8 protein-coding genes are annotated in these 11,639 nt (G+C 68.5%); 1 reads left to right on the forward strand and 7 read right to left on the reverse strand.

The features are described 5' to 3' along the window. Positions 1 to 33: 33 nt before the first annotated feature. The 4 genes from ACFP2T_RS17505 to ACFP2T_RS17520 all read right to left on the reverse strand — a co-directional run bounded on the left by ACFP2T_RS17505 (position 34) and on the right by ACFP2T_RS17520 (position 5,155). Positions 34 to 1,080, reverse strand: a complete 1,047-nt coding sequence (locus ACFP2T_RS17505; RefSeq protein ID WP_377422727.1) for an ABC transporter permease — start codon at positions 1,078 to 1,080, stop codon at positions 34 to 36. Beyond that, a complete protein-coding gene (locus ACFP2T_RS17510) occupies positions 1,055 to 2,641 on the reverse strand; it encodes a sugar ABC transporter ATP-binding protein (protein ID WP_377422729.1) in 1,587 nt (528 codons plus the stop codon). Before ACFP2T_RS17510 ends, ACFP2T_RS17505 begins: the two co-directional genes overlap by 26 nt. A 25-nt stretch (positions 2,642 to 2,666) precedes the next feature. Continuing rightward, positions 2,667 to 3,728 carry a sugar ABC transporter substrate-binding protein gene (locus tag ACFP2T_RS17515; protein WP_377422732.1) on the reverse strand — a complete coding sequence of 354 codons (1,062 nt, stop codon included), beginning with the start codon at positions 3,726 to 3,728 and terminating at the stop codon, positions 2,667 to 2,669. A 110-nt stretch (positions 3,729 to 3,838) separates the two neighbouring features. Beyond that, positions 3,839 to 5,155 (reverse strand): enolase C-terminal domain-like protein, encoded by a 1,317-nt coding sequence (locus ACFP2T_RS17520; RefSeq protein ID WP_377422734.1) that lies wholly within the window; start codon positions 5,153 to 5,155, stop codon positions 3,839 to 3,841. Positions 5,156 to 5,458: 303 nt separating this feature from the next. Between ACFP2T_RS17520 and ACFP2T_RS17525 the strand changes: the two genes are divergently transcribed. Continuing rightward, complete coding sequence (locus ACFP2T_RS17525; protein ID WP_377422737.1) at positions 5,459 to 6,145, forward strand: FadR/GntR family transcriptional regulator; 687 nt, start codon at positions 5,459 to 5,461, stop codon at positions 6,143 to 6,145. Positions 6,146 to 6,240: 95 nt separating this feature from the next. On the opposite strand, the gene ACFP2T_RS17530 is transcribed toward ACFP2T_RS17525, so the two are convergent. From ACFP2T_RS17530 to ACFP2T_RS17540, 3 genes are all read right to left on the reverse strand, one after another. Continuing rightward, positions 6,241 to 9,099 carry a glycosyl hydrolase family 95 catalytic domain-containing protein gene (locus ACFP2T_RS17530; protein WP_377422740.1) on the reverse strand — a complete coding sequence of 953 codons (2,859 nt, stop codon included), beginning with the start codon at positions 9,097 to 9,099 and terminating at the stop codon, positions 6,241 to 6,243. Between the two features lie 762 nt (positions 9,100 to 9,861). Further along, positions 9,862 to 10,344, reverse strand: a complete 483-nt coding sequence (locus tag ACFP2T_RS17535) for a calcium-binding protein (RefSeq protein ID WP_377422742.1) — start codon at positions 10,342 to 10,344, stop codon at positions 9,862 to 9,864. 208 nt (positions 10,345 to 10,552) lie between these two features. After that, positions 10,553 to 11,639: alpha/beta fold hydrolase (locus tag ACFP2T_RS17540; RefSeq protein ID WP_377422745.1), on the reverse strand; the 1,087-nt coding region annotated here is incomplete at its 5' end.

Here is an 11,639-nt window from a genome sequence, read left to right on the forward strand (position 1 = left end):
AGGCGCTCGGCCCGCGGCGCTGTTCGGCGGTCGTCACTCCTGCGCCTTGCCTCCGGTGATCCGGGAGACGACGAGCGCGATGAGGATGATCGCGCCGTTGAGCGCGCCGATCCACTGCGCCGGGACACCGGCGAGCGTCAGCACATTCTGGATCATGAAGAGCAGCAGGATGCCGGTGAACGCGCCGAACATCGTGCCCCTGCCGCCGTTCAGGCTGACGCCCCCGATGACCGCCGCGGCGAAGACGGTGAAGATCGCACCGTTGCCCTGTGACGCGGCGACGGAGGCGAGGCGTCCGGAGAGCATCAGGCCGCCCAGGGCCGCGAGGACGCTGGCGCCGACGAGAGCGATCCAGAGTACGCGGTCGGTGCGGATGCCGGCCGCCTTGGCCGCGTCGACGTTGCCGCCGATGGCGTAGAGGGATCGTCCGAAGCCGGTGTAGCCGAGCAGGATCATCCCGGCCGCGAACAGGGCGACACAGAGCCAGATTGATGCGGGAACGCCGAACCACATGGCGGTGCCGAGGTACATCATCGACGCGGGGAGGTTGAAGAACGTCTGGCCGCCGGAGATCCCGGTGAGCAGGCCGCGCAGCACGATGAGCATCCCGAGAGTGACGATGAAACCGTGTAGGCCGAACCGGACGATCAGCGCGGCATTGGCGACGCCGATGAGCGCGCCGACCACCAGGGTGATCGGAATGCTCCAAGCGCCGGGTACGAGCCCGATGCCGTGGCCGGTGCCGACGGCGACGGTCATCCATGCGGCCACTCCCGGGGCGAGGCCGAAGGTGGATTCCAGCGACAGGTCCATCTTGCCGGCAACCAGGACGATGGTCTGGGCCAGGACGAGCAGCGCGACCTCCGACATGGTCTGAACGATGTTGATCAGGTTGTCGGGCTTGAGGAAGACGGGGTTGACGATCTGCCCGACGATGGCGATGAGCACGATCGCCGGTACCAGCGCGAGGTCCCGCAGCCGGGTGACGGCCACCTTGCCGAGGGGACGCCGGGTGACTGGGCCGGCCGTGACGGCGGTGCCGTCGGCGGCGGTGTCAGCCGAGGGCAGGGTCTGAGGCATCGACGGTCAGTCCTTCCATTGCGGCAACGATGTCGTGGTCACGCCAGCCGCTGGGCATGTCGGCGACGATGCGGCCCCGGACTATCACCAGGACGCGATCGCAGATGCGCAGGTCGTCGAGTTCGTCGGAGGCGACGACGACCCCGGTACCGGTGCCGGCGACCTCGTCGACCTTGTCGAGGAGAAATTCCTTGGACCGTACGTCCACGCCAGCGGTGGGCGTGATGAGAACGAGCACTCGGGGGTCGTTGGCGAGTGCGCGTGCCATGACGACCTTCTGCTGGTTGCCGCCGGAGAGTCCGGAGACGGGCAGGTCGGGTCCGGGCGTCTTGATGGCCAGGTCGTCGATCAGGGTGTTGGCGACGGCGTCGCGCCGGCGGGTGCTGAGGAAGCCGGCCGAGCCGAGTCGCTCCGGGATGGTCATGGTGGCGTTGTCGGCGATCGACATGCCGGCGACCAGGCCCTGGTGGTGGCGGTCCTGGGGGACGAATCCCACGCCGCTGGCCAGGGCGGCACCGACGTGGCCGGGTCGTGGGTGCCGACCGCCGACCGTGACGGTCCCGGCGAGCGGCGCGCGGAGTCCGACAATGGTTTCGGCCAGCTCGGTCCTTCCGCTGCCGCCGGAGCCGGCGAGGCCGACGATCTCGCCGGACCGGACCTGGAACGACACGTCCTCGTAGACGCCGTCGAGGGACAGGGCCGCCACGTCGAGGACCACGTCGGCCTGCCCGGCCGGCGCCGTTCGGGAACGCGGGGCCTCGAGCGTGGTGGCTTCGCCGGTCATCGCGGCGACGAGTTCGTCGCGCGGCAGCTCGGCGACCGGGGCGGTGACGATGTGGCGGGCGTCGCGGAACACTGTCACCATGTCGCAGATCTCGTAGATCTCCTGTAGGTGGTGGCTGATGAACAGGAAGGTGACGCCCTGGGTCTGCAGGTCGCGGATGTGGTCGAACAGGCGGGCGATCGCACCGGCGTCCAGTTGGGCGGTCGGCTCGTCGAGGATGATGAACCGGGCACCGAACGACAGGGCCCGGGCGATCTCGACGAACTGCCGCTGCTCGACGCTGAGATCCCCGGCCCTGGCATCGACATCCACGTCGACGGACCAGGCGGCGAGCAGGTCCCGCGCCCGGCGGCGCGACGAACGCCAGCTGATCAACCCGCCGCGCCCCCGGTCGTACCGGTTGAGCAGTAGGTTCTCGGCCACGGTCAGCTGGGGGATGATGGTCGACTTCTGGTAGACACAGGCGACCCGCTGCCGCCAGGCGTCGCGGTCGGACAGCCGTGGTGCCGCCTGCCCGGAGAACCGGATCTGGCCGGAGTCGGCGGACTGCAGGCCGGTCAGGATCGAAACGAGGGTGGACTTGCCGGCCCCGTTCCGGCCGACCAGTGCGTGAGTCTCACCGCTACGTACGGTGATCCTCGCCTGGTCGAGTGCCACCGTCGGCCCGTACCGTTTGGTGATGTCGGTCGCCTCCGCCACGGGCGGGCCCGACCGGGTCCGCCCGTGACCGTTCTGGGCGGACGACGAGCGCGTCGACGGCTTCTCGTTGCCGCTCATGTGCCGGTTTCTCCTCCGGGGCCGGTCAGCCGATGTTGTTGCCCCAGAGGGACTTGTCGTCAGGCTTGAGGCTCGGTACGCCGCCGTACGCTCCGCCGTCGAGGGTCACCAGCGGTGCGGAGAGCTGGTCTTCGAGCACCCCGTCGCGTACCTGGATGATGGTGCTGTCGTGGTCGGTCGGGCCCGGCTGGAACGTCTTTCCTTCGATGGCGGCCTTGAGGTAGTAGAGCGCGTACTTGGCGTAGAGATCGGCCGGCTGTGACACGGTGGCGTCGATGTTGCCGGCGCCGATGTCCTGCAACTCCTTCGGAATGCCGTCGTTGGAGACGACGAAGACGTGCTTCGGGTCGTCCGGCGCGGTGAGCAGGTCGCGCTGCTTCAGCAGCTGAAGCGTGCCGGCCAGCGCGAAGCTGGACTGCATGTAGACGCCCTTGATGTCCGGGTGCTCGGTGAGCCGGATCTGCAGCTTCTGTGAGGCGATCGCGCCGTCCCAGTTCGTCGCCTCGCCGAAGACCGTGATCCCCGGGTAGTTCTTCTTCATGCACTCGCTGAACGCCTCGGTGCGGTCGCGGCCGTTGATGGAGGCAAGGTCGCCCTGGAGCATGACGACCTTGCCGGCGCCCTTGAGCTTGGTGCCGAGGAACTGGCACGCCTTCTCGCCGTAGGCGCGGTTGTCCGCGCGTACGACCATGAAGACCTGACCCTGGTCGGGCCGGGTGTCGATGGTCACGACCGGGATCTTCTTGCTGGCCAGGGTCTGCAGCGCCGGGGCGATCGCGGCGGTGTCCTGTGGTGCCATGGCGATGCCCTTGACGCCCTGGCTGATGAACGACTGCACGTTCGAGGTCAGCTTCGCTACATCGTTCTGCGAGTTGGTCGTCTTCAGATCCAACCCCAGCTCTTCGGCGAACTGCGGGGTGTACTTGATGTAGGAGTTCCAGAAGTCGGTGTCCGACCGCGGGTAGTCGACACCCACCACTGCGGCGCCGCCGTCGTCACCGGTGGAGTTCTCGCCGCCGGCACATCCGCCGAGTGCTACGACGGACATGACGACGGCCGCGGTCGCGGCGATTGAGCTACGGTTCATCACGGCTCCTGTTTGGAAGATGCCCGGACGTGCGGTTTCGAAGGTGCCGGCCGTCGGCTCGCCGAGCAGTCGGCCGACGGCTCGCCTGCCTGTCGCGCCGATGCTCCCGCTCACCGGCCGACCCACCAGCGAGCGTGTCTGGACTTCGGACCGGTCGAGAAGCGGTACGCGGCGACCGATTCGGGACGCATCCGCGCACCGATACCGGGGGCCCGCGGCGCCACGTAGTGTCCGTTCCGGATGACGACCGGATCGACGAAGTGCTGATGCAGGTGGTCGACGTACTCGATCACGCGGCCGTCGGTGCTGCCGCTGACGGCGACATAGTCGAACATCGCCAGGTGCTGCACCATCTCGCACAGGCCGACGCCGCCGGCGTGCGGGCAGACCGGCACGCCGAACTTGGCGGCGAGCAGCAGGATCGCGACGTTCTCGTTCACCCCGGCGACGCGGGTGGCGTCGAGCTGGAGGACATCGATCGCCTCGGCTTGCAGCAGCTGTTTGAACATGACCTGGTTGTGGCAGTGCTCGCCGGTGGCGACCCTGATCGGCGCGACCGCTCGGCGGATCGCCGCGTGGCCGAGGATGTCGTCCGGCGAGGTCGGTTCCTCGATCCAGTAGGGCTCGTACGGCGCGAGGGACTCCAGCCAGGCGACCGCCTGGTCCACCCCCCACGCCTGGTTGGCGTCGACGGCGATCCGGACGTCCGAGCCCACCGCCTCGCGGGCCAGGGCCATCCGTCGTACGTCGGATTCGTTGTCGGCGCCGACCTTCAGCTTGATCAGGTCGAAGCCGTCGTCGACGGCCTCTTTCGACAGTCGGACCAGTTTGTCGTCCGTATAGCCGAGCCAGCCCGGTGTGGTGGTGTACGCCGGGTATCCGTTGTCGAGCAGTTGCCGCTGCCGTTGCGCCCGTCCCGGCTGGGCGCGTCGGAGGATGTCCAGCGCCTCCTCGGGGCTGAGCGCGTCCCGTAGATATCGGAAGTCGACGAGGCTGACGAGCTGTGTCGGCGACATCTCGGCCAGCAGCCGCCACAGGGGCTTGCCCTCCCGGCGCGCGTACAGGTCCCAGGTCGCGTTGACGATCGCTCCGGCGGCCATGTGGATGGCGCCCTTGTTCGGGCCCAGCCACCGCAGCTGGCTGTCGCCCGTCATCGTCTCCGAGAACCCGCGCATGTCGGCGAGGACGTCCGCGATCGGCAGGCCGACGACAAGGGGGGCCAACGCGTGAACCGCGGCCACCTGCACGTCGTTGCCGCGTCCGACGGTGAAGGCCAGCCCGAATCCTTCCCGGCCCCTGCTGGTGCGGACCGTCACGTAGGCCGCCGAGTAGTCGGGTTCCGGGTTCATCGCGTCGGAGCCGTCGAGCTCGAGGGAGGTGGGAAACCGGACGTCGACAGCGTCGACCGCCGTGATCACCTCGGTCATGACCATCCGCCTCGTCCGCTCGCTGGTCCGGTCGGCTGCGGTGTCGCCGTCCGTCGCGGCGATCTCGCATCGCCCACTGAACCGTCTGCCATGGGATGTCTTTATAGCCTCACTCGTAGCCTCCGTCTAGACACAGGCGCGAAACATGGTTGTTAACGGCGGTTTTGTTGGGGAATGACAGAGCACAGGTGCAGCTCAGTAAAGCTCTGCGCCTCCAGACATGGGATCACCCGCTAGGGTTAGACTCGCAGGCCATCTCAACCCGCTGACTTTCCGCTGCGGAGACCATCAAGGGGTCACGACATGTCGCTGACCGAGAAGGCGATGACACGCCTTCGCGAGTTGATCCAGTCGGGTGAGCTCCCGCCCGGCACCAAGCTTCCGCCGGAGCAGCAGCTCGCCGCCGAGCTGGGTGTGGGGCGCAACATCATGCGCGAGGCGGTACGGGCACTCGTGGCGGCCCGGGTGCTGGAAGTGCGCCGGGGCAACGGCACCTTCGTCACCAGCCTGCAACCACGGGTGCTGCTGGAGGGCATCGGCGGCGCGGTCGAACTGCTACAGGGCGACACCATGCTGGAGCTCACCGAGGTGCGCCGGCTGTTCGAAACCGCCGCGACCGGGCTCGCCGCCACCCGCATCTCGCCACAGCAGCTCGCCGAGGTCGAGGGCCACCTGGAGGCCATGCGCGCCGCCGCCGACGACGTACAGCTACTCAACCAGCACGACCTGGCCTTCCACCGCGCGGTCGTCGCCGCTACCGGCAACGAGACGCTGACGATGGTCCTGGAAGGCATCTCCAGCCGCACCCTGCGCGCCCGGGTGTGGCGCGGGCTGGTCGACGCCGACGCCGCCGGGCGCACCTTGCGCGAACACGAGGCGATCTTCCTGGCACTGGCCGCCGGGGACGCCATCCAGGCACAAGCGGCCGCCCTGATGCACATCACCACGACCGAGACCTGGTTACGCGCCCACCTACCCGAACAACGGTAGAACCCGAGCCCGCCGGCTGAGGGCGGCCGGGTACCGCCACGGCCGCCCTCACGCTTCTGCCTAGGCTCCGACGGTGAACGTCAGTGGACACCGCACTAGATGCGTTGAAGTTGGAATCGCTGGTTGGCGCCCGTGCCGGGCGTCCACTGGGAGATGCGGGCGCCATCGGCGGTCGAGGCCTGCCACACGTCCATCGCCAGGCCGCTCTGCCGGTTGATCAGACTGACCACTCCGCCACCCTTGTCGTCTACCCGCCAATGCTGGCTGGCGGAACTGGTGGTGTCGGGTTGCTGGGTGATGTCGGCGCCGCTGCTGTTGCTGACGACCTGAAGGACCAGACCGCTGTGCCGCGCCCTGATCCGGAAGTGACCGCCGTCCGCGGGCAGAAACTCGAACTGCTGGTTCTGGCCGTTGCCGGTCTGCCACTGGATCAGCGACGCACCGGCGGCGGCGGACGCGCCGTTGATGTCGGCGGCCTTGCCGCTGTGCTGGGCCACGAGCCGGTAGTACACACCCGTGTCCACCGGCCCCGAGCTGACCCCGGATGCGCGGTAGGTGCGGCCGGCCTGGCCGGCGAACTCGACGAGATCGGTGTCGATCCGCGTCGGCTGGACGACGCCGCCGCTCGTCTCGTCGCGCAGCTCGAAGGTGCCGGCGAAGATCCGGCTGCGAACGCGGACGGGTCCGGCGCGGTCGGGAGTGACGACGAGCTCGATCCGGCTGCTGCTCCACGCGGCGCCGACGGTGTACCCGCCACGGCCTCGAAGCCCGGCAACCTGCCCGGTTGGCCAGGCGGGTGGTAGGGCGGGTAGTACGTGTAGTTCGCCGTTGTGGCTCTGCAGGAGCATTTCGGTGATGCCGGAGGTGGCGCCGAAGTTGCCGTCGATCTGGAAGGGTGGGTGCAGGTCGAACATGTTCGGTGCGAGCCGGTCGGTGCGTACCAGGTCGCCGAGGAGCTTGTGGGCGCGTGCGGCGTCTTCCAGCCGCGCCCAGTAGTTGATTTTCCAGGCGAGTGACCAGCCGGTGCCGTCGTCGCCGCGCAGCTCCAGGGTCTGGCGTGCGGCCTGGTGCAGTTGTGGCGTGCCGCGTTTGGTGATCTGGTTGCTGGGGTGCAGCCCGTACAGGTGGGAGACGTGCCGGTGACTCCGCTCGGTCTCCACCCAGTCGGCGAGCCATTCCTGGATGTTGCCGCGGGACCCGACCCGCGTCGGCGGCAGCCGGTCCCGGGCTGCCAGTACCTGGGTGCGGAAGGTGGCGTCCAGACCGAGGACTTCGGCGGCCCGCGCGACGCCGTTGAACAGGTCACGCAGGATCTGGTTGTCCATCGTCGGCCCCGCGCACACGCTGGCATTCGCGTGATGAGGCAGCTCCGGTGAGTTCGACGGGTTGGTGACCAGGTAGCCGAGCGTCGGGTGGGTGACCAGCGTGTCGAGGAAGAACTGGGCGGCGCCCTTCATGGCCGGGTAGTTGGCGCGCAGGAACCCGACGTCTCCGGTGAACTGGTAGTGGTCCCAGATCATGGTGGCCAGCCAGGCGCCGCCGGTCTGCCACATCCCCCACAGGGCACCGTCGACCACCGACGAGCCTCGCCAGGCGTCGGTGTTGTGGTGGGTGACCCAACCCCCCGCACCGTACTGCGCCTGAGCGGTGCGGGCGCCGGTCACCGTCAGATCCTTGATCATGTCGAAGACCGGCAGGTAACACTCGGACAGGTTGGTGGTGTCGGCCGGCCAGTAGTTCATCGGCAGGTTCGCGTTGATGGTGTACTTCGAATCCCAGGACGGGGCCATCTGGTCGTTCCAGATCCCCTGCAGGTTCGCCGGCTGGCTGCCCGGCCGGGACGAGGAGATCAGCAGGTAGCGGCCGTACTGGAACAGCAGCGCGGAGAACTGCGGGTCGTTGACGCTCGCGTGCTGCGCGATCCGTACGTCGGTGGTCTGGTCGGCCGCCGCCGTGCGTCCCAGGTCGATCGACACCCGGTTGAACAGCGCCTGGTAGTCGGCCACATGCCGGCCACGCAACTGGTCGAAGCCGATGTTGCGGGCCGCGTCGAGGTGCCGCCGCGCGATGCCCTGGTAGTCGCCGTTGACCGTCCGGTAGTCGACGTAGCTGGAACCGATCGACACCAACAGGCTGACGCTGGTCGCGCCGGAGACCCGCAGCGTGCCCCCGGAGCTGCTGACCGTACCGCCGCTCACGGCGGCGTTGGCCAAGGCAAGGAACCGGACCTGCCCGGTGATGCCCTCCATGCTGCCGGAGACACCGTCGAGGCCGATCGTGGTGGCGTCCGGGCTGGACACGGTCGTACGTTGTGGACTGTCGAACGTGGCGGTGAACGTGATCGCGTTGGCCCGGTCGGCGGTCAACCGGATCACGATCACCTGGTCCGATGCGCTCGCGAACACCTCGCGCTGAAACCGCACGCCGTTGAGCACATAGGTGGCGGTAGCGGTCGCCGTGGTCAGATCGAGGATCCGCTGGTACTGCGACGCCCCGCTGGCACTACCGAAAGCCAGCCGTAGGTTGCCGACCGGCTGATAGGCCAACTGCCCGACCGGGCTGCCCAGCATGGTCTGGTTGATCAGATCCTGCGCCTGCGTCCACTGGTCGGCGAAGACCCGCCGCCGGATCTCCGCCAGGTTGGCCGCACCACGCGTGTTGGCCGAGTCGTACGGGCCACCGGCCCACACCGTGTCCTCGTTCAGTTGCAGCCGTTCGGTGTCCACGTTGCCGAACACCATCGCGCCCAACCGGCCGTTACCGATCGGCAGGGCCCGCAACCAATCCGTACCCGCCGGCTCGTCATACCACAACGCCATGTCATTGGCCGCCGACACCTGTGGCGGCGCAACCGACTCGGCCCGAGCGGCCGCGGACCAACCCGCCGGCAGCAGCACGGCCCCAGCCCCGGCCGCACCGGCTCCGAGTAGTTTCCTTCGTGTCACTTCAGACATCTTGTCTCCTCCAAGCAGCCGAGCGATGCCGTTACGGAAGGGGCCACCGCTGGTTGACACGTCGTCAGCGGTGGCGTGGTCCTGGACGCCGAGGTAGCCGGTTGCCAGCGACCGCACGAGCGCCACACGCCGCCCCCCTACCGGGCGAGGACTGAACGGCCGGTAGCTGGCACAGGGTGGGACCCAGCGTGGCCGTCGGTGGTGGGCAGCCCTCACACGGATTTGGCGTCCTGGAACCACTCGGGGGCCGGTGGATGCTGGTCAACCGACGCCCACGTCGCCGTGTAGCTGCTCGGACCGTTGGTGGCAGCGGCCGCACCTATCCGCCACGAGCCGGTGGCAGCGGCGGCCCCAGCCGCCCCGGTCGTGACGATGAGCGCACGGCCGGAGAACCGAAACGTTGACGAGGACATCGTGGGGATCCTTCGGGGGTGTCACCGTGTCCAATATTCATAAGACGTCATACGTTAACCGAGCGAATAGGAGCCAGTCAATGCATTGGCACGCGATCCCTGCGATGCTGCCGTCCCGACCAGCCGGAACGGCAGATCACGCCCGCCTACCGCTGGTGGTGTGGCTATGTCCGGCTGGCGAGCCAGCCGGACATAGCTGCCGCGAGCAGGTCCGGGTCCGGCGCCTGCAACGCTGAGGTCGACTGCCGTTCAGCGGCGGCAGGCCGACCGTGTGCTCCTGACGGCGGAGATCTCGGCGACTCTGCCGTCACCTGTCACTTGCCGAACTCTCGGCACCTGCCAGGTCTGGTCAATCCCTCTCGCAGTTCAGCGCGAGATCGAAGAACCGGCACAGGTCGGTGCCCGGGCCGCCGTCGGCGAAGTCGTCGCCGGTGCCGCCCATCAGGGTGTCGTTGCCGGGTCCGCCGTACAGGACGTCGTCACCGGCCGAGCTCCCGAGGTTGTCGTCACCGGCCTCGCCGTAGGCGGTGTCGTTTCCGAAGCTGGGGTTGATGTCGTCGTTGCCGCCGCCCGAGCAGATCAGGTCGTTGCCCTCCTGGGCCCAGATCACGTCGTTGCCGTCGAAGGTCACGATGACGTCCGACCCCTGGGTGCCGCTGGTGGTGATGCCGATACCGTCGTCGATGATGGTGGCGGGCACGCCATCGCAGAACACCGGCGCCACGGCGGCCTGCGCAGGGGCGGCGCCGAGCAGGGTGAGGGCGATGGCGATGGCGATGCTGGTCGCGGCGCCCAGCAGGCGACGGGTGGCCGAGGCTTTGGTCCGGTGCATGCTCTCTCCTTCGGTGTCGGGATGGCGCGGTCGGACACGGCCTGGACGGCGTCCAGGCGCTCGCCCGTCGCGCGCTCTCGCCGTTAGAGCATCGCGGGCTGCACTGCTGCGGACGGCGGCAATTCTGCCGCCGACGCCAGACTTGAATTCAGCCGGTCGTAGCATTTGATGTTGACGGTGTGGTGGGACAGGATGCCGGCCACAACCCTCATTCCCGCCTCTGCAGCCAGGCGGCGATCGCGGTCCAGGTCTCGGCCAGCATGTCCGGCCGCACCAGGTCCGAGTGTTTGCAAGGCAGCCGCACCTCGGTGATCTCGCCTTCCACGTAGGGCTCCCAGCGGTGGCTGCCGGTGCGGGCGTTCTCCCGGACGATGCCCGCCGCGATCAGCAGCACGTCGTCGTCGAAGACCTTGGGCACGAACCCGGCACGGAGTGCGGAGTTGTTGCGGAAGACCCTCGCCAGTTGCAGCATCTCGTCGTCGGAGATGCCACCGAGCGCCTCGCCAATCTCCTCGCGGAGCCGGCTGGCCACCTCCGCCACGCTCAGTTCGTCACGCGGGCCCTGGTTGTCCTCGGTCGCCTCGGGCGGGGCATCACCGGCAGGATCCCGATCCTTCGGGTAGGTGTCCATGATGACGAGCGCGACCTCGTCACCGGCGGCCCGCAACTGTACGGCCATCTCGTGCACCGGGAGCCCGCCGAAGGAGAAGCCGACCAGGTGGTACGGCCCCTCGGGTTGCAAGGCCCGGATCTGCTCGATGTAGCCGGCCGCCATCTCCTCGATGGAGCCGAACATCGCGCTGGTCCCGTCCAGGCCGCGAGCCTGCAGCCCGTACACCGGCACGTCGTCCGGGACGAACCTCGCCAGGGGCATGTAGCACCAGCTCAGCCCGCCCCCGGGGTGCACGCAGAAGATCGGCGGACGGCTGCCCTGGGTCCGGATCGGCAGCACCATGTTCAGCGAGTCCGCGAGAGACGAGATGCCCAGCTGGTTGATCAGACCGGACACGGTCGGTGCGGAGAAGACCTTGCGCACGGAGATCGACACGCCCCGCGCCTTCAGCCGGGACACCAGGGTGATGGCCAGCAGGGAGTGCCCGCCGAGCTCGAAGAAGTTGTCGTCCAGCCCCACCTGGGGCACGCCGAGCACGTCGGCGAAGACCTCGGCCACCAACTGTTCGAGGACCGTGGCCGGGGTGACGCGTTCGACCTCCCGCTGCCCACCGACGTGGTGATACTCCGGGTCCGGCAGCGCCTTGCGGTCGAGTTTGCCGTTGCCGGTCAGTGGCAGTTCC

The sequence above is a fragment of the Plantactinospora solaniradicis genome, from assembly GCF_042658085.1.
Classification (GTDB): Bacteria; Actinomycetota; Actinomycetes; order Mycobacteriales; family Micromonosporaceae; genus Plantactinospora; species Plantactinospora solaniradicis.

Coding starts and splice junctions, on each gene's coding strand:
- ACFP2T_RS17515 (WP_377422732.1), bottom strand. CDS start 3,728: ATGAACCGTAGCTCAATCGCCGCGACCGCGGCCGTCGTCATGTCCGTC.
- ACFP2T_RS17530 (WP_377422740.1), bottom strand. CDS start 9,099: ATGTCTGAAGTGACACGAAGGAAACTACTCGGAGCCGGTGCGGCCGGG.
- ACFP2T_RS17535 (WP_377422742.1), bottom strand. CDS start 10,344: ATGCACCGGACCAAAGCCTCGGCCACCCGTCGCCTGCTGGGCGCCGCG.
- ACFP2T_RS17505 (WP_377422727.1), bottom strand. CDS start 1,080: ATGCCTCAGACCCTGCCCTCGGCTGACACCGCCGCCGACGGCACCGCC.
- ACFP2T_RS17525 (WP_377422737.1), top strand. CDS start 5,459: ATGTCGCTGACCGAGAAGGCGATGACACGCCTTCGCGAGTTGATCCAG.
- ACFP2T_RS17520 (WP_377422734.1), bottom strand. CDS start 5,155: ATGACCGAGGTGATCACGGCGGTCGACGCTGTCGACGTCCGGTTTCCC.
- ACFP2T_RS17510 (WP_377422729.1), bottom strand. CDS start 2,641: ATGAGCGGCAACGAGAAGCCGTCGACGCGCTCGTCGTCCGCCCAGAAC.